14 protein-coding genes are annotated in these 21,638 nt (G+C 70.8%); 5 read left to right on the top strand and 9 right to left on the bottom strand.

All coding sequences use genetic code 11. The annotated features are described in order from the left end of the window. Positions 1 to 52: 52 nt before the first annotated feature. From WH07_RS10290 to WH07_RS10265, 6 genes are all read right to left on the bottom strand, one after another. Entirely contained in the window at positions 53 to 1,855 is a 1,803-nt protein-coding gene (locus tag WH07_RS10290; protein ID WP_079023117.1) for an ATP-binding cassette domain-containing protein, read from the bottom strand. Continuing rightward, positions 1,852 to 3,642 carry an ABC transporter ATP-binding protein gene (locus WH07_RS10285; protein WP_046498364.1) on the bottom strand — a complete coding sequence of 597 codons (1,791 nt, stop codon included), beginning with the start codon at positions 3,640 to 3,642 and terminating at the stop codon, positions 1,852 to 1,854. The genes WH07_RS10290 and WH07_RS10285 overlap by 4 nt, the downstream gene beginning before the upstream one ends. 182 nt (positions 3,643 to 3,824) lie before the next feature. After that, positions 3,825 to 3,953, bottom strand: coding sequence for a SapB/AmfS family lanthipeptide (locus WH07_RS10280; RefSeq protein ID WP_046498341.1), 129 nt, complete (start codon positions 3,951 to 3,953; stop codon positions 3,825 to 3,827). A gap of 61 nt (positions 3,954 to 4,014) precedes the next feature. Then, on the bottom strand, positions 4,015 to 6,639 hold the full coding sequence (gene lanKC / locus WH07_RS10275; protein ID WP_046498339.1) for a class III lanthionine synthetase LanKC: 2,625 nt from the start codon (positions 6,637 to 6,639) through the stop codon (positions 4,015 to 4,017). Positions 6,640 to 6,837: 198 nt separating this feature from the next. Then, positions 6,838 to 8,598, bottom strand: coding sequence for a glycoside hydrolase family 6 protein (locus tag WH07_RS10270; RefSeq protein WP_046498336.1), 1,761 nt, complete (start codon positions 8,596 to 8,598; stop codon positions 6,838 to 6,840). After that, positions 8,595 to 10,094: a cellulose binding domain-containing protein gene (locus WH07_RS10265; protein ID WP_079023116.1), complete on the bottom strand. Its 1,500-nt coding sequence runs from the start codon at positions 10,092 to 10,094 to the stop codon at positions 8,595 to 8,597. Before WH07_RS10265 ends, WH07_RS10270 begins: the two co-directional genes overlap by 4 nt. 258 nt (positions 10,095 to 10,352) lie before the next feature. Between WH07_RS10265 and WH07_RS10260 the strand changes: the two genes are divergently transcribed. From WH07_RS10260 to WH07_RS10240, 5 genes are all read left to right on the top strand, one after another. Continuing rightward, positions 10,353 to 13,310 carry a glycoside hydrolase family 48 protein gene (locus WH07_RS10260; RefSeq protein WP_046498334.1) on the top strand — a complete coding sequence of 986 codons (2,958 nt, stop codon included), beginning with the start codon at positions 10,353 to 10,355 and terminating at the stop codon, positions 13,308 to 13,310. 289 nt (positions 13,311 to 13,599) lie between these two features. Beyond that, positions 13,600 to 15,225, top strand: coding sequence for a M4 family metallopeptidase (locus WH07_RS10255; protein ID WP_046498331.1), 1,626 nt, complete (start codon positions 13,600 to 13,602; stop codon positions 15,223 to 15,225). A gap of 252 nt (positions 15,226 to 15,477) precedes the next feature. After that, a complete protein-coding gene (locus WH07_RS10250) occupies positions 15,478 to 16,080 on the top strand; it encodes a hypothetical protein (RefSeq protein ID WP_079023115.1) in 603 nt (200 codons plus the stop codon). 37 nt (positions 16,081 to 16,117) lie between these two features. Beyond that, positions 16,118 to 16,978 carry a fibronectin type III domain-containing protein gene (locus WH07_RS10245; protein ID WP_232788802.1) on the top strand — a complete coding sequence of 287 codons (861 nt, stop codon included), beginning with the start codon at positions 16,118 to 16,120 and terminating at the stop codon, positions 16,976 to 16,978. A 10-nt stretch (positions 16,979 to 16,988) separates the two neighbouring features. Then, the gene (locus WH07_RS10240) at positions 16,989 to 18,503 is read left to right on the top strand and encodes an MFS transporter (RefSeq protein ID WP_046498329.1); all 1,515 of its coding nucleotides are present in this window, start codon (positions 16,989 to 16,991) and stop codon (positions 18,501 to 18,503) included. A 38-nt stretch (positions 18,504 to 18,541) separates the two neighbouring features. Here WH07_RS10240 and WH07_RS10235 read toward each other — a convergent pair whose 3' ends face one another. The 3 genes from WH07_RS10235 to WH07_RS10225 form a co-directional block, all read right to left on the bottom strand. Further along, entirely contained in the window at positions 18,542 to 19,738 is a 1,197-nt protein-coding gene (locus WH07_RS10235) for an MFS transporter (RefSeq protein ID WP_046498326.1), read from the bottom strand. A 346-nt stretch (positions 19,739 to 20,084) separates the two neighbouring features. Next, positions 20,085 to 20,864: a hypothetical protein gene (locus WH07_RS10230; RefSeq protein ID WP_046498324.1), complete on the bottom strand. Its 780-nt coding sequence runs from the start codon at positions 20,862 to 20,864 to the stop codon at positions 20,085 to 20,087. A 6-nt stretch (positions 20,865 to 20,870) separates the two neighbouring features. Next, entirely contained in the window at positions 20,871 to 21,434 is a 564-nt protein-coding gene (locus WH07_RS10225) for an RNA polymerase sigma factor (protein ID WP_046498321.1), read from the bottom strand. Positions 21,435 to 21,638: the final 204 nt, after the last annotated feature.

The raw sequence follows: 21,638 nt of genomic DNA, 5'->3' as shown, positions 1-21,638 counted from the left end.
CGGGTCAGACACTCGGCCACTCGGCCACTTGGCCGGTCAGCCGCTCACTGGCTCAGCCACTGCCCCAGTGGCCCATCAGATCGCGGTAGAGCGCCGACCCGGCCAGCAACTCCTCATGTGTTCCGAAGGCCGGCCTGGTGCCGTCCAGGACGAGGACGCGGTCCGCCCGGCGCGCGGACGACAGCCGGTGCGCGACCACGATCAGAGTGCCGGGACGGGCGGCCAGAGCGCGTTCCGCCTGCTCCTCCGCGACCGGATCGAGATGACAGGTGGCCTCGTCCAGAATCATCAGCGGCGCGGCGGACAGATAGGCGCGGCACAGGCAGAGCCACTGGCGCTCGCCCTGTGAGAGGTTCGCGGGCTCGATCACCGCGTCCAGCCCGCCCAGCCGGCCGATCAGACCGCCGGCCCCCAGTGCGTCGACGGCATGGCTCAGCTCGGCGGACGAGGCCTCGGGCCGCAGATGCAGCAGATTGTCGCGGACGGTGCCGGTGAATACGTACGCCTGCTGCGGTATCAGTACGCGGCGCTCCGCCAGTTCCTCGGCACGCAGCTCCGCTACAGGCTCTCCCTCCAGCAGTACGGTGCCCCGGCCCGGAGCCAGCAGCCCGGACACGACGCCCGCCAGAGTCGATTTGCCGATACCGCTCGGCCCGACCACCGCGATGTGCTCGCCCCGCTCCACGGTCAGACCGAGCCGGTCCAGTACGGGCGGTGCTCCGGGACCGTACGCCAGCGTCACCGACCGGACCTCCACCGCGGGCGCCGACGCGGTCTGCGCCCCGGACCGGCCGGTCCGCCTGAGCCGGACCGTCCCGGTGCCGCCCGCCACCGGGGGAGCGGCGGGTGCTGCCGGCTCCGCCGTCCGGTCCTCGAACCGTTCCAGCACCACCAGCAGCCGGGTGCCCGCCGCCCCCAGCGCGGTCATCAGCGTATGCAGGGCGGGCAGCAGCGCTTGTACGAGATAGGCGAGCGCCCCCATCAGCGCCCCCGCCGTCACCCCTTGCCGCAGCAGCCAGGGAGTGCAGGCCAGCAGCAGGATCACCGGTAGCTGCCCCGCCACGCCGAGTGCCAGGGTACGCACGGCCGCCCAGCGCGCCAGCGCATGCGCCGCGCGCGCCCCCGCGTCGATGAGCCGCTCCGTACGGATCCCGACCTCCGCCCCCGTGCCGCAGGCCGCGATGTCGCGCAGTCCGCCGCCGATCGCGCCGACGCGGTCGGCGAACGCCTCGTCGGCATCCAGGAACGTACGCTGGGCCGCGGCCATCGGCCGCAGCGTGGCGAGGAAGAGCAGCAGCCCCAGTGCCAGCGGCGGTACGACCACCAGCAGGAACAGCGGCGTGAGCGCCAGCAGCCCGGCCAGCGCGCCCACGAGCGTGAACACAAAGGACCGTACGGTCAGGACGAGCCCGGCGAAACTGTCCCGCACGATCTCGGTCTGGTGGGTGAGCCGGGAGACCGCTCCGCCGTCCGCGCGCGCCGGTTCCGCGACCGCCCGGCGCAAGGACTGTGTGACGGCCCGGCGGACCAGCGCGTCCCTCAACGGTTCGACGAGCGAGGACAGTTGGGCGAACACACCGCGGACGAGCGGACCGCCGGCCAGGATCGCCACCGCCGCCACGCCCAGCCATGCCAGGCCGGAACCCGTTCGCCCCGCGAGAAAGCCGCGGTCCAGGGCCCGCGCCAGACAGTAGCCGCCGAGAAAGGTCTGCGCGGACTCCAGCAGCGACCAGCCGGCCAGCCTGAGCAGAACTCCCTTTCTGCGCAGCAGAAAACGGCGCGCTCGGGGGAGGAGGCCGCTCAGCGTCCCCCGGGCCTCGCCAGGAGCCCGGCCGGTCGTCCCCGACGCCGTCACCGGCCGGGCCGTTCCACGGTGGCGTCCGCCGGACGCCCGGTTCCGTACGGTACGAAGCCGGCCGGCGGCGCCGGATCACCGTTCGTCACCGGCTCGGGCGGGGTGAACACCTCGCGGTAGGCCAGGAGTTGCCACAGCTCGTCATGCGGTCCCACCGCTCGTACCCGTCCTTCCTCCAGCCAGATCACCAGATCGGCCCGGACCGCCGAGGAGAGCCGATGCGCGACGATCAGCCGGGTGCCTGCCCGGACATCGTGGTCGAGGGCCCGCTCCACCTGGCGTTCGGTGGCCGTGTCCAGGCTGGAGGTGGCGTCGTCGAGGATCAGCAGCCGCCCGGCGTGCGCGAACGCCCTTGCCAGACCGAGCCGTTGGAGTTCGCCCCCGGACAGCGGCGCCTCGCCGGGCGGCGTGTCGTACCCGTGCGGGAGCAGCCGTACGAACGCGTCGGCGCTCGCCGCGCGCGCGGCCGCCCGTACCTGCTCCGGCGAGGCCCGTTCGGCGCCGCACGCCAGGGCCTCACCGAGGGTGTCGCCCCACAGGACCGGCCGTTCGAAGGCGTAACCGGTCTCGCGGCGCAACTCCCGCTGCGCGAGGGCGGGCAGAGGCACCCCGTCCAGCAGTACGGAGCCCTCGTCCGGATCGGTGAGCCGCCCGGCGACAGCGGCGAGGGTGGACTTGCCCGCTCCCGAACGCCCCACCACCGCCGCCGTAACGCCCCCGGGAATCGTCAGATCCACACCGGAGAGCAGGACGCGGCCGTCGCGAACGACCCGGACCCCGCGCAGTTCGAGCCTGCCCGGCCCGCCCGGCGGCAAGGACGCGGCGCCGTGGGCGAGGCGAGGCAGGGCCAGCAGCCCGGCCACTCTGCGCGCCGCCGCCCGGCTCCGTACCAGCGAGCCGAGGAACCCGGCGGTGGCGCCCACCCCGGCGGCCAGCGCCGCGTACCGGGAAGCGGCCAGCAGGTCACCGACACTGATGGCACCGGCGGCCAGCCGTACACCCCCGGCCGCCAGCACACCCGTGGTCAGCAGAGGCATGAGAACACCGGCGCGGGCCACGGCCTGCCCGTGCACACTCCACATCCGCCGTCCCTGGACGGCGAGTTCGGGCAGCGGAGCGAGGATACGGGCTTGCTCGCGCTCCGTCGTACCGGCGGCGGCGATCGTCCGTGCCCCGGCCAGCGCCTCGACGAGCCGGGACGCGATGGACGCCTGCACCCGCTGGTAGCGCGCGACACTGTCGGAGGAGCCACGGGTGAAGGCGCGCAGCACCAGGAACAGGACCGGCAGACCGGCGAGGAAGACGACGGCCGTCCAGAGGTCGATCAGGAAGAGCGCGACGATTCCCCCGGCCGGGGCGAGCAGCGACGCCGCGAGGGCCGCGGCGGTCACGGGCGCCGTAGCGGCCTCCGTCGCGTTCGCCGAGAGACGGGCCGCGATGTCACCGGGGGAGAGGCGGGCCGCGTCCCCGGGCGGGGCCGCGAGCAGCCGCTCCAGGCCCCTGACCCGCAGCAGCGCGGTGCAGCGGGCACCGGCCGTACCGCTCAGCAGAGCCACCAGGGCGTCGAGGAGGACCTCGGCGGCGATGGCGGTGGTACAGAGGATGAGCCAGTGAGCCACTCGGCCACTCTCCTGGTCCAGCAGCAGGTCCAGGGTCCGGCCGACGGCCGCGGGCACGGCGAGCGACGCGGCGGCCGAAGCGGCCGAGCAGAGGAACACGGCGACGGTACGGCCCGCGCTGTGCCGGGCCGCGTCGCGCAGCGGCCGGGGGCCGGACCGTGCCGCCATGAGCGGTGCGCCACGGTCGCGGCCCCCTTCGAACGGGTGGCTCTCCCGGAGCGGAGGAGGTTTCCTGCGCGGGACATCCATCGGGGCGGGATCCTCCTCCGGTCCGGAGCCTTCAGGCGGCCGGGGTCGCCACCTGACAGGTCCCGGGCGGCGGAGCGCCCGGGACCCGGACATCAGCTACATCAGTTACAGGTGACGACGCTCAGGCTGCTGTCACCGCAGAGCAGCAGGCTCGCGCGGCTGCCCGTGGCCACATCGCCGGCGGCCTCTTCCTTCGGGATCTCCAGCGACTGCAGGTCGAGAAGGTTCATGACAGTTCCTCTCATTCATGGGGACGGTGTGCTCTGTCTCGGCTCCCGACGGGAGCCGGCTCTAGGGCCGCCGGAGCGGCGGAAGGAAGGGCAGCCGTGCCGGGCGGTCGCCCGACGCGGCGGCCAGTGCCAGCAGACAACCCGCGGTGCCGGTCGCGAGATCCATCGACAGCCGCATCATCTGCTCGCCGGGAAAGGCCAGTTGGCCGCGGTAGGCCATGGCGTGCCAGGAGAGGGCGTCCGTCTGGCGGCGTACATCGGCCGGTCCGGTGCCCGGGCCCGGCGCGGTCGTACGGCTCAGATACAGCACCATCCCGGCCGCGCCCCGGAAGAGTCCGGGCTGCGCGTAGAAGGTGGCTTGCGCCGCCCGTACGATCTCACCGCGCGCCCGCTCGAAGGCGTCGTCGGCGCGGTGTGCGAGATAGTCGTCGAGGACCATGCCGATACCCACGCTGCCCGCGCCCAGATAGGGCATGGTGCGCCAGCCCTCGTCGACCTGGAGCGTGCCGTCGGCGGTCTGCTTGCAGCGGGCCAGATCGCGCCGGAGCGCGTCGGCGGCGAGATCCAGCAGCGCGGTGTCGTGGGTGCGTTCGTAGAGACGGATGAAGAGCAGCGCGATGCCCGCGCCGCCGTGCAGCAGTCCCGCACGAGACAGCCCCGGACCGCCCGGCAACGCGGCGGCGGCCAGCTCGGCGCAGCGGAGAGCCGCGTCGTGCAGCGCCGGCTCTCCGGACACCGCCCCCAGCTCGTCCAGCGCGAGACCCAGTCCCGCGGCCCCGCCATGGAGATCGGGCGGCAGGGACTCCCATGACTGACTCAACGTCAGATCGGTCAATTCCAGGGCGCGTTGCTCATGACCGAGCCGGTTCAGCGTCCAGGCGAGACCGGCCAGACCGTCGTAGAAACCGAGCGGAGTGCCCGAGTCGGGCTCCTTCGTCCGCAGCAGCAGCCACTCCTCCGCCGGAACGCACCGTCCCGCGCCGCTCTCCGCCAGCGCGTACAGCACCCCCGCTGTGCCGTAGCCGAACGAGGCACCGCCGCTCGCCGTTACGAACTGGGCGATGTCACCGGGGAAGAAGCGGTCCTCGCGCTCCGGCGACGCCGAGGCGAGGATGGCGTTCACCATCGAGTCGCGGCTCCTGGGCCAGTCGGCCGGTTCGGCCGGCAGATACGTTTTTGTGGCCTGCCCGTCACCCGACGCCCCCGGAAGAGCGGACGGCTCCGGGCGAGCGCCCGACGGCTCCCGCAGTATCTCCGCCACGGCCTCGTCGAGAAACGCCCGCTCCACCGGGAACCGCGCCGCCACCACCTCGGCGAGATGCGTGGCCTTGGCCCGGTCGACCGCGAAGAGACTGGTCAGCGGAATGAACAGGGCCAGCCGCAGACAGGCCAGCGCATAGCGGTCCACATCGAAGCCACGCCGGCCCGCCGGGGCCACGAACCCCGGATGGGCCACGACCTGGCGGGCGTTGTCATCGGCCACCGCGGCGGCCTCGAAGTCGAGCAGTACCACGGACGACTCGTCCTCGGAGACCATGATGTTGAACAGATGCAGATCGTTGAAGACCACCCCGCGCGCGTGCACCGCCTCGACGGCCTCCTCCACCAGCCGGTGGATCCGGAGCGCCCACGCGGTGTACGAGGCGAGCTGCCCGGCGTCGGGAGCGGCCTCGATCAGCGGGTGGCGGCGGGCGAAGAAGGTGTTGAGCGGGCTTCCCTCGATGTACTGGAGCACCAGGAAGTGATGGTCGCCCAGAGTGAAACTGTCGAGGACCTCGGGAGTGCAGGCCAGCCCCGAAAGCCTTTCCAGCGCCGTCTGTTCGCGCTTCAGCCGGGTCACCGCGTCCGCGCCGTCGGCGGCCAGGCCGGCGTACGGCCGTGCCTCCTTCAGCACGACCCGCTCACCGGTCATGTTGTCACGCCCGGCATAGACTCCGCCGCCGTTGGAGAAGTGCAGGGCCCGCTCGATGGTGTACGGCAGGTCGGCGACGGTCATGGCGTCGCGTGCCGCGAGATGCGGCCGGAGAAAGGCGGGCGGAGTGACCCACTCGGGTATCCGGAACACTGGTTCCCGCAGGTCCGGGACCAGCCGTCCGTCCAAGTCCTCGACGGCCGGGCGGAGTTCACCCGTGGCGTCGTAGCAGTCCCGCCGGGTGAAGCCGCCGTAGCGGAGATGGACCGGGCCCCGGCCCCAGCGCAGATCGCTCAGGATGTACGGTCCCGGCTCGCCCGCCAGCAAGGCGTCCAGCTCCGCCGCGATCACACCGCACCGCTGGTCGTCGGCCGGATACACCGTGATGAACTTCCCACTGGCGGCGCGGTCGGCGTATTTGGCGTTGCGGGTGTGCAGCAGATGGCGGCTCGGTACGAACTTGAAAGGGATGCCGCGCGGCACGCAGTAGCCCATGACCCGGTCCAGGACGGATTCGGCGTTGTCCAGACACGCCGAGACATGGATCTTCCAGCCCTGGGCGGGCAGTTGGCAGTCGGCCGGGCGCCAGGCCAGCCAGTCGCCGGCGCGGTGCCGCTGCCAGCCCGCCGGGGCCGGCTGCCGGGCGGCCTCGTACAGCGCCCCGCGCCCGGTGCCACCGGCGACAGCTCCGGTGCCCTCGGTGGACGACAGCCGGTGCGGTGCGTCGTAGAAATGCCGGTCGGCATCGCAGAATGCCGCGTACCCCTTGTTCACGAGCGCCTCCCCCTCGGCCGATGACCCGCTCACCGTGTCACGGCCGTGGAAGGGGGAGACAGTCGCCGATGTCACATCCCCGGTGTGGACTCCGCATGGGGGAAGGACCGGCGGACCCACCCGGGTCCGCCGGTCCCCTGTACCGGTGGTGCCGGTGCTCGTACCGCCGCGGCGACTACAGGAGCACCGGGAGCAGCACTACAGCGCCGGGTACGCGTTCCTCATCAGCTCCTGGAACTGCGCGGAGAACCAGTCGCCGGAGAGCGGCGCGTTGGCCAGCGCGCCCGACATGTTGTTGTTGTTCCGCGGGTTGCCGGTGTACGTCGGGTCGCACATCCGGTCGAAGCCCTTGCCCTGGTCGTTCGGGATCTCCCTGCTCGCGCCGTCCGACTCGCCCGGGGGCTTCATCCAGACGTACGCGTCGATCCCGGCGGCGGGCGCCGCCTTCGGCCGCTCACCGAGACCGGCACCGGACTGGTTGCACCAGTTGCCCAGATGGATCCTGCGGTCGTACCGCCCGCCGTCCACATAGGTGTCCACACTGGTCTGCGCGCCGGGCCCGGAAGGCCTGGCCGTACCGCCCCAGCCGTTGCGCGAGGTGTCGATCAGCATGCCGACGCCCGACGGGAAGCCGACACGGACGGCTTCCTGACGGAAGGCCTGCGCGAACGACTGCTCGTCGACATAGCGGTTCCAGTCCACCCACTTCGACTCACGGACCGACCGGCCCGCGACATTGTCGTTGATGGTGAAGTGGTTCTCCTTCGTCGCACCGTAGTTGGCGGTGTTCACGATGAAGCCGTGCACCTTGTCGACGGTGCTGCCCTCGGCGGTCGCGGCCTGCTTGAACATCTGCGCCGTGGCGCCGAAGTTGTCGTCCCAGCCGAGCCAGCCGTGGTGGCCCGCGTCGACGTAGTTGTAGACGTTGGAGACGGCGCCCAGGTGGTTCAGGGCGTAGCCGACTCCCTTGACATAGTTGCCGTTCGCCTTCATCACATCGCACTGCGGAGTGGCGGTCGGCCGAGGTGTGACATTGGTGACCAGGTTGGGCAGCGAGTCGATCTCGACGGTCGTCACGATCCGCAGGCTCGCGTACTTGGTGTCCCCGAGGATCGCGGCGATCGGGTCGATGTACTGGGTCTTGTAGCGGTCGATCTCCGTCGGGCCGAGTTCACCGTTGGAGGCGAGCGCGGAACAGTCACGGCCCGGCAGGTTGTAGATCACGAGCTGGACCACGAGCGGATTGCCCGCGGCCTGACGGAGCGCCTCGTCGAGGTGGTCGCGCAGGCCCATGCCGTTGCCCACGCCCTCGATGGCCGCGATCCGGTCCAGCCAGACACCGGTGGGCTGGTTGGAGATCCTGCTGCCGCCCGGCTCGGCCGCCGCCTTGGCGGACCACTCCGGGTTCACATACACCCCGGCGCCGGCGTACGGGTTGTCGACCTTGGAGCCGGTCGGCGGCGGATCGGTCGGCGGGTCCGTGGGCGGATCGGTCGGCGGCGGTGTCGTGGGATCGCCACCGCCCGGTGTGTTGCAGGTGACACCGTTGAGCTTGAAGGATGCCGGTACGGCATTGGTGCCGGTCGCCGAGGCGTTGAAGCCGAAGGACGCCGAGGCGCCGGTGGCCAGCGCGCCGTTCCAGGCGGCGTTGGAGGCGGAGACCGCCGCGCCTGTCTGGGTGATGGTCGAGTTCCAGCCCTGGGTCACCTTCTGGTTGCCGGCGAAGTTCCACTCCAGCTTCCAGGAGCTGATCGGGTCACCGGTGTTGGTCACACTGACATTGGCGGTGAAGCCACTGTCCCAGGAGGTCTGGACGGTGTACGCGACGGTGCAGCCGGCCGCCGCCGCGGAGGCGGGCCCTTCCAGCACAGTCGCGGTGCCCGCCGCGGCGGCCAGCAGGGCGCTCGCGGCGACCAGCGCCGTACGGGCGCGGTGCGGTGGAGCGGTGGTGCGGCTCATGAGAGTCCCTTCAGATGGTCACGGAGTCCCACGCCGAAATTGGTCGGCGTGCCGTTGTAATCGCTGATCAGAGCGGGTCCTGAGGAGCAGTCCCAGGTGTTCCAGGTCCACCCCAGATAGGAGGCGCCACGGCCGTCGAGCCAGGCCATGACCCGGTCGAGATAGCCGTGTGTGCAGGTGTTCTCGCCGATCTCGCCCGCCACGAACGGCACTTGGGCCGCGACCGGGGCGAGCTGTTCGTTCCAGCAGTTCTCGTTGGCGCAGACATTGAAGTTGTACGAGTGCCAGGCGGCGGCGACATTGGACAGCGGGTCGGCCGGCCGGTATTTCAGCCACTGGCGCAGATCGTTGGCGTACGCGACGCCGGGGATCAGCACCAGATTCCGGGCGCCGGTGGCCCGTACCGCGTTGAGCAGCGACTGCATCCCGGCCACCGGGAAGTCGATCCCGGGGCAGGTGCCGCCGTCGCGCCAGCAGGTCCACGCGGCGTCGGTGTTACTGGTGGCGCGGTCCGGGAACGGCTCGTTGAACAGATCGAAGACCACCGCCCCGTCGTCCTTGAAGGTCTGGGCGACCGAGGTCCAGAACGCCGGTGTGTACTGGGCGTCGGGCATCGGCTTCTGGCAGGTGGCGTACTCGGTGTCCGGGCAGTGGTTGTCGTTGCCCGTGTATCTGCCGTGGGACCAGTGCAGTTCGAGGACGGGTGTGATGCCGTGCGCCTCCAGCCGGGCCACATACTGCTCGACGGCCCGGATGTAATTGGCCCCGGCATAGGCCGGGTTGATGTGCGGCAGCCCGAGCCAGCACTCCTCGTTCAGCGGTATCCGTACGGTGTTGACCTCCCAGTCCGCGATGGCTCGCACCGAGGCGTCGTCGACCGGGCCGTCGAAGATGCCCCGGCCCTGGACACACATGAACTCACCGCCGGAGCGGTTGACACCGAGCATGCGCCGGACCGTTCCGTTCTCGTCCACCAGCCTGTTGCCCGAGGCGCGCAGCTCCGGCGGCGTGCCTCCGGGGTCGGGCGGCGGATCGGTGGGCGGATCGGTCGGCGGTGGATCGGTGGGATCGCCGGGACCCGGATCTCCTTCGCACGGGATCCCGTTGAGCCGGAACGCGGTGGGCGGGGGATTGGACCCCGACCAGGACGCGATGAATCCCGCGCCGACCGAGCCGCCGGCCGGGATCGTGCCGTTCCAGCTCTCGTTCACGACGGTCACGGTCGTACCGGACTGCGACCACTTCCCGTTCCACCCCTGGGTCACTTTCTGGTTCCCCGGGAAGTCGAAGGCAAGAGTCCAGTCGCTGACCGGGCCCCCGTGATTGATCAGCGTGACACCGCCCTGGAAGCCGGTGTCCCACTGACTGGTGACGCTGTACTCGACGGTGCAGGCGGCCGCGGTTCCCGACGCGGCCGCCGGCCGGACAAGGGTGGTGCCCGCCACGGCCAGGGCCACGGCGCAGAGCAGCGCGCCGAGGCGCGGTGGTGCTCGCATGGAGCGACTCCTCCGTCCGATACGCCGCCTGACACGACGTATGACTGATGGAAGCGCTCCCACTGGTTGCGTTTGACGGTAGCGCCGAAGTGGCGTGAGTCAACAGCGCGGTTGACTTCTTTTATCGATGGACTCCCCCGGACGTGCGTCTTGTTCAAACTCTTGACACCTTCGCGGTACCGCTCGACGCTTGGGAGCGCTCCCACTGGTTCGCACCGCCGCCCCACACCCGCACCGGACCGCGAGGAGGACCACCCCATGCTCGGCTTACGAGGCTCACCGCCAGGCGCGCCACCCCCGCTCGGAAGACGCCGCCGGGCGCGTGGCACCCGCCGGCTGCTGACCGCGCTGGTGGCGGCCCTGTCCCTGCCGCTCGCGCTGACCGCGGCCAACAGCACCCCCGCGCACGCCGCCGCCGTCCAGTGCGGTGTCGACTACAAGACCAATGACTGGGGTTCCGGCTTCACCGCCGATCTCACCATCACCAACCGCGGTACGGACCCGATCGACGGCTGGACACTCACCTACGCGTACACCGGCAACCAGCGGCTCTCCAACGGCTGGAACGGCACCTGGGCCCAGTCCGGCAGGAACGTCACCGTCACCAACGCCGGTCACAACGGCCGGATCGCGCCCGGCGCGGCGGCCACCGCGGGCGCCAACTTCAGCTACAGCGGCACCAATACGGCGCCCACCGTCTTCGCCGTCAACGGTGTGACCTGCACCGGCGCGCACCAGCCGCCGATCGCCGTGCTGACCAGCCCGGCCCCCGGCGCGCTCTTCACCGCGGGCGGCACCATCCCGATGGCCGCCACCGCGGCCGCCGCCGACGGCGCGGGCATCACCAAGGTCGAGTTCTACAGCGACACCACCCTGCTCGGCACCGACACCACCTCGCCGTACACCTTCGACTACGCCAATGTGCCCGTCGGTGATCTCTCGCTGTACGCCAAGGCCTATGACGGTCTCGGCGCCGCGGCCGAGTCCACCCCGGTCGGGGTACGGGTCGCCGCCGGCCCCTCGCTCGTCGCGAGCCCCACGCAGCTCGGGGTACGGCAGGGCGCGACCGGCACCTTCGGGGTGAAGCTCTCCACCCGGCCGACGGCCGACGTACGGGTCACGGTGGCCCGTACCGCGGGCAATACGGGCCTCACCGTCACCGCAGGGTCGAGCCTCACCTTCACCCCCGCCAACTGGGACACCGCCCAGCAGGTGACAGTCTCCGCCGCGGCCACCGGCACCGGATCCGCAACCTTCACCGCGACCGCGACCGGTCAGGCCAAGGCCGAGGTCACCGTCACCCAGCTCGCGGCCACCTCCGGCTACGAAGCCCGCTTCCTGGAGCTGTACGGCAAGATCACCGATCCGGCCGCCGGCTACTTCTCGCCCGAGGGCATTCCGTACCACTCGGTGGAGACCCTGATCGTCGAGGCGCCCGACCACGGGCACGAGACGACCTCGGAGGCGTACAGCTATCTGATCTGGCTCCAGGCCATGTACGGCAAGGTCACCGGCGACTGGAGCAAGTTCAACGGCGCCTGGGAGACCATGGAGCGCTACATGATCCCCACCCACGCCGACCAGCCCACCAACAGCTTCTACACCGCGTCCAAGCCCGCCACCTACGCACCCGAGTGGGACCTGCCCTCGCAGTACCCCTCGCAGCTCAACGGCGGTGTCCCGGTGGGGAGCGACCCCATCGCGGGCGAGCTGAAGAGCGCCTACGGCACGGACGACATCTACGGCATGCACTGGATCCAGGACGTCGACAACGTCTACGGATACGGCAACGCGCCCGGCAAGTGCGAGGCGGGACCGGCCGACCAGGGTCCGTCGTACATCAACACCTTCCAGCGCGGGCCGCAGGAGTCCGTCTGGGAGACGGTGCCCCAGCCGACCTGTGACGCCTTCAAGTACGGCGGCCCGAACGGCTATCTCGACCTGTTCACCGGTGACGCCTCCTATGCCAAGCAGTGGAAGTTCACCAACGCGCCCGACGCCGACGCCCGCGCGGTCCAGGCCGCCTACTGGGCCTCGGAGTGGGCCAAGGAGCAGGGCAAGGGCGGCGAGGTCGCGGCCAATGTCGCCAAGGCCGCGAAGATGGGCGACTATCTCCGCTACGCCATGTACGACAAGTACTTCAAGCGCGTGGGCAACTGCGCGGGGGAGACCGCGTGCCCGGCCGGCAGCGGCAAGAACAGCTCGCACTATCTGCTCTCCTGGTACTACGCCTGGGGCGGCGCCACCGACGCCTCGGCGGGCTGGGCCTGGCGCATCGGCTCCAGCTTCGCCCACGGCGGCTACCAGAACCCGATGGCCGCGTGGGCGCTCAGCTCGTACCCGGACCTGAAGCCCAAGTCGGCCACCGGCCAGCAGGACTGGAGCACCAGCCTCAAGCGGCAGGTCGAGTTCTACCGCTGGCTCCAGTCCTCCGAGGGCGCCATCGCGGGCGGTGCCACCAACAGCTGGCAGGGCCGGTACGCGCAGCCCCCGGCCGGCACCCCGACGTTCTACGGCATGTACTACGACGAGGCGCCCGTCTACCACGACCCGCCGTCCAACCAGTGGTTCGGCTTCCAGGCGTGGTCCATGGAGCGTGTCGCGGAGTACTACCACCAGACCGGGGACAGCGCCGCCAAGGCGGTGCTGGACAAGTGGGTCGCGTGGGCGCTGTCCGAGACCACCGTCAACCCCGACGGTACGTACCGGATCCCGTCCACCCTCCAGTGGTCCGGCAAGCCCGACACCTGGAACGCCACCACGCCCGGCGCCAACTCCGGTCTGCATGTCACCGTCGCCGACTACACCAACGACGTCGGTGTGGCCGGTGCGTACGCCAAGACGCTCTCGTACTACGCGGCGAGGTCCGGTGACACCGAGGCCAGGGACACGGCCAAGGCGCTGCTCGACGGAATGTGGGACCACCACCAGGACGCCCTGGGCATCGCGGTCCCCGAAACCCGTGCCGACTACAGCCGGTTCGACGACCCGGTCTACGTCCCGAGCGGCTGGACCGGAACCATGCCCAACGGCGACACGATCAACTCGGCTTCCACCTTCGAGTCGATCCGGTCCTTCTACGAGAGCGACCCGGCCTGGTCGAAGGTCGAGGCGTATCTGGCGGGCGGGGCCGCGCCCACCTTCACCTATCACCGGTTCTGGGCACAGGCGGACATAGCGCTGGCCCTCGGCGCGTACTCCGATCTCTTCGAATAGCGCCGACCCGGGTTCGCGGCACGCGGATTGAGGAGCCGCGTGCCGTACCGACCGCGGAGGGTCCCGGCTGCCGCCCGCCGGGGCCCTCCGCTTCCAACTCTCCCGCCACTACGCCCGATTGGTGTCCGTATGGCGTGCTGAATTGACAACTCAAGGTCAAATCCTGGTATTCGATCTGTTCTTGCGAGTCCGATCGGTGTCACTCTCTGGACGGCTCAGCGCATCGATCATGCACATGACCACCCCCACAGGACCGCCCTTGTGGCGGCCCGGCACTCTTGGAGACTGAGTGAGACTCGTAGCTTCCACTCCTCGCAGGAACACCGCCCGTTTTGTGGCCCTCGCCGCTTCCGCCGCCATGGTGGTCGTCGGGATCCAGTCGGGTACGGCCAGTGCCCGGCCCGACACCTCGCGCGAGCGGGGTGCCACCGCACTGCTGCTCACCCCCGGCCAGCGCGTCGAGGCCATCCAGGCCGCCCAGGCGGACGCGGCGGGCGAAGCCAGGGCCCTCGGGCTCGGCGCCCAGGAGAAGCTGGTCGTCCGCGATGTGATCGAGGACGCCGACGGCACGGTCCACACCCGGTACGAGCGGACCTACGCGGGACTGCCGGTCCTCGGCGGCGACCTGATCACCCATCAGGCGCCGACGGGCGAGCGCAGTGTCACCAAGGCCAACACGGCCCGGATAGCCGTGGCCTCCACCGAGGCCGCGCTCACCCCGGCCGCCGCCAAGTCCGGTGCCCTGAAGGCCGCTTCGGCGGAGAAGACCGCGAAGGCCGCCGCGGACACCGCGCCCCGCAAGGTGATCTGGGCGGCGACCGGCGCGCCCGTCCTCGCCTGGGAGACGGTCGTCAAGGGCGTCCAGCCGGACGGCACCCCCAGCGAGCTGCATGTCGTCACTGACGCGGCCACCGGCAAGGAGCTGTCCCGGAACGAGGCCGTCCAGACCGGCACGGGCACCGGCTCGTACAGCGGCTCCGTCACGCTCGGCACCACCAAGAGCGGCACCACGTACAACCTGACCGACGCCGCCCGCGGCGGTCACAAGACCTACGACCTGAACCAGGGCACCTCGGGCACCGGCACGCTCTTCACCGACGCCGACGACATCTGGGGCGGGGGCAGGCAGAGCGCCGCGGTCGACGTCCACTACGGCGCCGCGACGACCTGGGACTTCTACAAGAACGTCCTCGGCCGCAACGGCATCAAGAACAACGGCGTCGGCTCGTACTCCCGCGCCCACTACGGCAACAGCTACGTCAACGCCTTCTGGCAGGACAGCTGCTTCTGCATGACCTACGGTGACGGCTCGGGCAACACCCACCCGCTCACCTCGATCGATGTGGCCGCCCACGAGATGAGCCACGGCGTCACCGCCGCCACCGCCGGCCTGGTCTACAGCGGCGAGTCCGGCGGCCTCAACGAGGCCACCTCCGACATCTTCGCCACCGCCGTGGAGTTCTACGCCGCCAACCCGAACGACCCGGGCGACTACCTCATCGGCGAGAAAATCAACATCAACGGCAATGGCACGCCGCTGCGTTACCAGGACCGGCCGAGCAAGGACGGCGCGTCCAAGGACTACTGGTCGTCCACCCTCGGCGGCCTCGACGTCCACTACTCCTCGGGCCCGGCGAACCACTTCTACTACCTGCTCTCCGAGGGCAGCGGCGCCAAGACCATCAACGGCGTGAGCTACAACAGCCCGACGTACGACGGCTCGACGGTGACCGGCATCGGCCGGGACAAGGCCACCAAGATCTGGTACAAGGCGCTCACCACGTACATGACGTCCTCCACCAACTACGCGAGGGCGCGCACCGCGACGCTCAGCGCGGCGGGCGCGCTGTACGGCACGACGAGCCCCGAGTACAAGGCGGTCGGCGCGGCCTGGACGGCCATCAACGTCAAGTGATCCATAGCGTCAAGTGATCCATCCGGGTTCGGATATGTGAATATCCGTGCATTCCCCCGTACTTCCCGGGCGCCGCAGCCGGTCTCTTCCGAGAGGCCGGCTGCGGCGTTCCGTGTACCGGGGCCCTTGACGGGTCGTTGGTCCAGTCCTACCGTCCCTGTCATCATTCACAGTCGGAGCCGTGGTTCATATACGTGGAAGACTCATGTGTGGAGCAGGTCTCCGGCCGGCCTCATGACAGGGAAGTGGGACATGTCCGCTCGTCTCCGGACGCTCACGGTGCTCGCCGCCGCGGGCGCCGCCTTACTGACCGCCGTCCCGCAGGCCTCCGCCGAGGTGGAGCCCGGCGGCTGGACGTCGGTCTCGCCCACCTTCACGGTCCAGGAGCGCGGCTGCGGCCAGGTCGACGGCCTGACCTTCCGGCTCACCTGCTCCACCGCCGGCGGCGACCAGCGCGCCGAGCGCCGGTACGCCACGTACACCGGGGGCACCCGGCAGTTCGAGGGCTACTTCCGGGTCAGCAGTCTGAGCGGCAGCCGGATCAGCCTCAAGCAGACCTTCAACGAGTCGGCGTCCGGCCCGTACTTCATGCTGGCTGTCGAGCGCGGCGGGCGGCTCTACGCCGTCCACGGCGGCACCACCCTCTCCAACGCCGGTACGGTCGGCGCGACGGTCCGCGTCAACACGGTCCACCAGGTGGGCAGTTCGCACCGTACGTACATCAACGGATCGCTCCAGCACACCTATGCCAGCCCCGGCGGCAGCTTCTACGACAAGTTCGGCGCCTACCGCACCGACAGCGGCAGCGGCCCCGCCACCGTGGTCTGGAGCGATGTCCGCTTCTGGCGCAAGTAGCGGAGCCCGGTCCGTGCGACACGCGATACGAACAGCGGTGCTGCTTGTGCTCGTGCCAGTGGCGGCGGCCTGCTCGGCGCCGCCGCCGGCCGGGCACGCCGCCCGGGTTCCCGCCGCCTCCCCGGGCGGCCAGGCCTCGGATGGACAGGCGCCGGATGGCCAGGCCCCCGGCGGAGCAGCCCGTGACGGGGCGGCCTCGGGTGGAGCGGCCTCGGGCGGGGCGGCCCCCACTCTGCGCGGGGCCCTCACCACCCCCACCGACATCGACCTCGAATGGCGGTCCGGACGGTCCGGCGCGGCCGGCCATGTGCTGGAATTCGCGACCGAGGCGGCGGGCCCGTACACCGTCCTCCGGTATCTCCCGCCGGGCACGACGACGTACCACCACCCCGATCTGATCCCGCGCACGACCTTCCACTACCGGCTGCGCGCCTTCCACGGCCCGGCGTCCGCACCCGTCGAGGTCTCGCTGCCGGCCGGCGAGCTGACACCGGAGGACCAGGAGGCCGGCCACGCGTGGCTGCCTCCACGCAAGGCCCCGGGACGGCCCACGGCCGGCCGTTCCGTACAGGACGGCTCCCCGGCCGCCGCGCCCTCCGGGCTCAAGGCCGAGATCAAGCACGCGAACGGCATCCTCTTCACCTGGACCGACCGCGCCTCCGACGAGTCGGGCTTTCTGCTGGAGGCCCGTACCGCGGGCGCTTCCGCGTACGAGCCCGTCGTCGTGCTCGATCCGGACACCGTCTCCACCGGACTGATCACTCTGCCCACCGAGAAACGGGCCTCCTACCGGATCCGCGCCTTCACCTACGGCGCCCGCTCGAACGCGGTACGGCTGACCACCGGCGAGTCCACCGGTCGGCGCGCTCCGGATGAGGGATCGGAGCGGGCGAACTAGGGTCCGATCCATGGCCGGAGACGAAACGCGGGGGAGCGGAGCCGCGGCGGGCGCGTCCGGTCCGTCCGGCCCGTCCGGTCCGCTCGTCACGGACGAGGCGCCCGACCCGCGCCGCTGGAAGGCACTCGCGGTCTGTCTGGTCGCGGGGTTCATGACCCTTCTGGACGTCTCCATCGTCAATGTCGCTCTGCCGTCCATTCGTGAGGGGCTGCGGGCCCCGGTCTCCGACATCCAGTGGGTGCTGTCCGGGTACGCGCTCGCCTTCGGCCTGTTCCTGATCCCGGCGGGGCGGCTCGGCGACGCCCGCGGCCGGCGCCCGGTGTTCATGGTGGGACTCGCCCTCTTCACCCTGTCGTCCGCGGCCTGCGGAGCGGCCCAGTCCAGCCTCTGGCTGGTGATCGCCCGGCTGGTGCAGGGCTTCGCCGGAGGCACCGTCACCCCGCAGATCTCCGCGCTGATCCAGCAGATGTTCACCGGCCGGGAACGGGCCAGGGCCTTCGGCCTGTTCGGCACGGTGGTCGGTGTCTCGATGGCCGTCGGGCCGTTGCTGGGCGGCCTGATCATCCAGTTGGCCGGAGCCGACGAGGGCTGGCGGTGGGTCTTCTACGTCAATCTTCCGCTGGGTGCCGTCTGCCTCCTGCTCGCCCGGCGGCTGCTGCCCGACACCCCCTCGGCGGGCCGTGTCAGCGTGCACGATCTCGACCCGGTCGGAGTGCTGCTCCTGGGCTCCGGTGTGCTGGCCCTGCTGCTGCCGTTCGTCCAGTCGCAGGAGTGGCACAGCGATGTGAAGTGGCTGCTGCTGCCCGTGGCGGCGGCGGTACTGGCGGCGTTTGTGAAATGGGAGTCCCGCTGTCGCTCCGGCGCCACCCAGCCGGTGCTGAACATGTCGCTGTTCCATGTCCGCTCGTTCTGGCTGGGGTGTCTGCTGATCCTGCTCTACTTCGGCGGGTTCACCACGATCTTCTTCATCACCACGCTCTATCTGCAGAGCGGCCTCCACTACAGCGCGCTGGAGGCCGGGCTCGCCATCACCCCGTTCGCCGTCGGTTCCGGCGGGGCGGCCGGGATCGGCGGACGGCTGGTGAACCGCTTCGGGCGGCCACTGGTGGTGGTCGGGCTGATCATGGTGACGATCGGTCTCGCGGCCACCGCGCTCGCCGTCCATCTGGTGCCGGGGCGCGCCGTGGGCTGGGCGATGGCGGCGCCGTTGCTCCTGGCCGGTCTGGGCAGCGGCCTTGTCATCACGCCCAACCAGACACTGACCCTCGCCGAGGTGCCGGTGCCCATGGCGGGCAGCGCGGGCGGCACCCTCCAGACGGGCCAGCGCGTGGGCTCCGCGATCGGTATCGCGGCGGTGGGCTCGGTGTTCTTCGCACAGGTGGTGCCGGAGGGCTGGGCGACGGCGTACGACCACGGGCTGGTGGTGTCGGTGGCGTTCGTGCTGGCGGCACTGGTGGTGGCCGTGGCGGATGTGATCGCGGGCCGCCGGGCAGGCCATCGCGGGACGAGCCTGCCCGGCATCTGAGAACACACAAGGTCATGGATCGCACGCCGGCGGGAGGATCAGAGTCCTGCTGCCGGCCTGCGCCGCTGGAGATGGAGCCCGACGCCGGCCGTCAGCACCGTCACACAGGCCGTGAACACCAGCCCCGCCGTTCGCAGCCCCAGCCAGAGCGTCAGCGCCCCGACCCCCACCACCGGCAGCGAGATCCCCGCGTACGCGACGACGAAGAAGGCCGAGATCGTGCCGCCCCGGTGCTCAGGCGGCGCGGCCCCGCCGACCGCGGCCATCCCGGCACGGAACGCCAGCCCCTGGCCGAAACCCCCGCACAGCGCGCCCGCCACGAGCAGCGGCAGCGACTCCACCGCGAGGGACGCGCCCACCAGCAGCAGCCCGATCACCAGGATGTGACAGCCGCCCGGCAGCGCCCGTCGTACCCCCACCCGTCCGAGCAGCGCCTGCCCGGCCGTGGACGCCAGGAACACCGAGAAGACCACCGCGCCCGACACGGCCAGGTCGTGGACCCCCAGCGTCCTGGAGAGAAAGCTCGGTGTTACCGCGGTGAACAGCCCCAGCAGCGCGAACCCCGCGAACGCGGCCAGCGCCGACGGCGCGAACACCCCGCGTACCTCCGGCGGCACCGACAGCCCCTGCGGTCTCGGCCGTGGCCATCGCTTCGGGTGCCGTACGGTCTCCGGCAGCAGCCAGGTCAGTACGCTCGCCACGCCCACCAGCGTCAGATGCACCAGAAACGGCAGCCGCAGCGGCCAGGGCGCGTACTGGGCCAGCAGACCGGACAGCAGTGGCCCGCAGCCCAGACCGCCCATGTTCGCCGCGGTGGCCGCGAGCCCCGCCCGCGCCTCCCGCCCGGGCGGGGCCAGCTCCAGCACCGTGGCGGTGGCGGTGCCGCTGAACAGCCCGGCGGAGAAGCCCGAGAGCAGCCGCCCGGTGAACAGCAGCGGCAGACCGCCCTCGAAGAGAAAGCACAGGGCGCTGGCGGCGGAGAACCCCAGGGCGATCAGCAGTACGGGACGCCGCCCCGCCTCGTCGGAGAAGTTGCCCGCCAGCAGCAGGACGGCGATCACCCCGATGGCGTACACCGCGAACACCACTGTGACCGTCAGCTCGGAGAAGCCGAGTTCCTCCTGGTAGAGCCCGTACAGCGGAGTGGGCAGGGTCGTACCGGTCATACCGATGGCGAACACCGCGGCGGCGGCCGGATATCCGGGGCGCCTGCTCCCGCCCGTGCGAACGATCATGCAAGCCACCGTACGAGCCGGGCACCGCACCTGCCGCGCCCACAAGGGCCCCGCATCGCACCGTGCGGCCATTCGCCGGAGGACGCCGCCGCCCGCGCGGCCGACTCGCCTCTGTGCCAGGGCACGCGAGCCCAGCCAGATCCAAACGAGCGGCCCTAGGGCGTGTCTTCAAAGTCCCGTCTGACCGGCGACGCCTGGCACGCACGCTCGCCGCGTTGTCGGGATCATCCAAGTACGTCCAGTACGAGGATGACCCTCCGCCTTGCGATCGCACGCACCAGACGCCGTCGGCCCCGCCCTTCGGGCGGACGACGCTACTTTGAAGACACGCCCTAGGGGCTGGAGGCTAAGGGCCCTGGGTGCAGTTACGGGGGCGGAAGGCCGCCCCGCGGGTCAGATCGGCGGTCAGACTGACATCCGGCTGGGGGACCTCCCCGAAGTCCTCGTCCGCGCTGTCCACCCGGAGCCGGTTGATGACCGCCTCCAGCGGCGCCGGCAGCGTGGGATGACGCCCCCGGTGGCACTGGCTCAGCAGATCGTGCCTGACCGTCTCCGGCAGCAGCGAGGAGAGCGTCGGCGGGGTCTTCGCCCGGCCCGGCCGGGGCAGCCGGCGCGACTGGCCGCGCCAGTAGGCCGCGTCCCTGAACTCGGCGCGCTGCTGATGGGCGAGGAAGAGACAGAAGGCCGCGGTCCTGTTGCCGCCGCCGGCCGCGAACTGCCACCAGAACTGCGCCGCGTCCTGATGCCCCGTCAGATGCAGCAGGGCGGCGAAGACGACCGCGCCCTCCGGGTCGATGCTGTCTTGGTCGACCAGGTGCGTCAGACTGGCCGCCGCCTCGGGGGCGTTGAGGATCAGGGCCACGGCGAGATTGAGATCCTGGGCGGCCTGCTCATGGGCGGACGGGCGGCGCGGGGGCGCCACGCTCGTACCCGTACCCGTACCCGTGGCCGCAGTCGTGCTCGCGGCCGTACTCGCGGTGCACGAAGGTCTCTCCGCGGCCCGGCGGGCGGCGATCCGTCCGCGCGCCGCTTCCGTGTCGTAGTCGTCGTAGGTGTCGGCGAGAACTTCCGCGTTCTCCAGCAGCACCTCGACGGAGGCGGAAGGGGGCTCATTGGTGCGGCGCACGGGCTTCTACTCTTCCGTCTCGGTCTCTCGTAAGTCGAGTATCTTGGCCAACCGCCGTCTGGCGTGCCGTATATGAGAACGGACCGTGGCGACTTCGATGCCCATGTACTCTGCGACCTCCTCGTCCGGGACCTGAAGGACATAGCGCAGCACGATGACGTCGTACTGCCGCTCGGGAAGCCGGGAGATCGCCCCGTACAGGCCCATCTCCCCTTGCAGCACCGTGAATTGATCGAGCGTCTCGTTCAGGAAGAGCTTGCGGACCGCCGCCTGGAACGCGGCCGTGCCGACCAGGGCGGGCCGTTCCCCGTGATCGTCCAGCCACCATGCCACCTCCTCCTTCAGCACCGCCCAGGCATACCGGGACACCGACGCCTGGGAAAGTACATGCTGCCAGTGCTCCAGCAGCCGCGCACAGGCGGCGTCCACCACCTCCTCCGCGGCGGCCCTGCTGCCGACCTGGCTGTGGGCGTAGCGCAGCCAGAGCGTGTGGTGGTGCGAGTCGAAAGCGTCGAATGTCAACTCCAGCCGCCGTTGCGGCCGCTGAGGGGTTTGCAGATCGACGTGCACGGACGCCCCGTTCCCTGGGCACCGCGCCGCTCCAGGGCAGAGGGCGTCGGCGCGAGAGGTGTGGTCCTCTCTCACTGGTCAGCCAACCGGAAGAGTGCCCTCACTGTGCAGAGCACCTCTGGGGCTTTTCGCTGATAGTCATCATATGATTACTCGGCCTCGTAGGTGGATCACTTCGGCCTTTTGGTTTCTCCTCTCCCACCC

The organism is Streptomyces odonnellii, assembly GCF_000981895.1.
GTDB classification, from domain to species: Bacteria; Actinomycetota; Actinomycetes; order Streptomycetales; family Streptomycetaceae; genus Streptomyces; species Streptomyces odonnellii.
The sequence above is the reverse complement of the archived record's forward strand: the minus strand, read 5'-3'. Positions and strand labels throughout refer to the sequence as shown.

Coding starts and splice junctions, on each gene's coding strand:
- WH07_RS10285 (WP_046498364.1), bottom strand. CDS start 3,642: ATGGCGGCACGGTCCGGCCCCCGGCCGCTGCGCGACGCGGCCCGGCAC.
- WH07_RS10280 (WP_046498341.1), bottom strand. CDS start 3,953: ATGAACCTTCTCGACCTGCAGTCGCTGGAGATCCCGAAGGAAGAGGCC.
- WH07_RS10270 (WP_046498336.1), bottom strand. CDS start 8,598: ATGAGCCGCACCACCGCTCCACCGCACCGCGCCCGTACGGCGCTGGTC.
- WH07_RS10265 (WP_079023116.1), bottom strand. CDS start 10,094: ATGCGAGCACCACCGCGCCTCGGCGCGCTGCTCTGCGCCGTGGCCCTG.
- WH07_RS10260 (WP_046498334.1), top strand. CDS start 10,353: ATGCTCGGCTTACGAGGCTCACCGCCAGGCGCGCCACCCCCGCTCGGA.
- WH07_RS10250 (WP_079023115.1), top strand. CDS start 15,478: ATGTCCGCTCGTCTCCGGACGCTCACGGTGCTCGCCGCCGCGGGCGCC.
- WH07_RS10240 (WP_046498329.1), top strand. CDS start 16,989: ATGGCCGGAGACGAAACGCGGGGGAGCGGAGCCGCGGCGGGCGCGTCC.
- WH07_RS10235 (WP_046498326.1), bottom strand. CDS start 19,738: ATGATCGTTCGCACGGGCGGGAGCAGGCGCCCCGGATATCCGGCCGCC.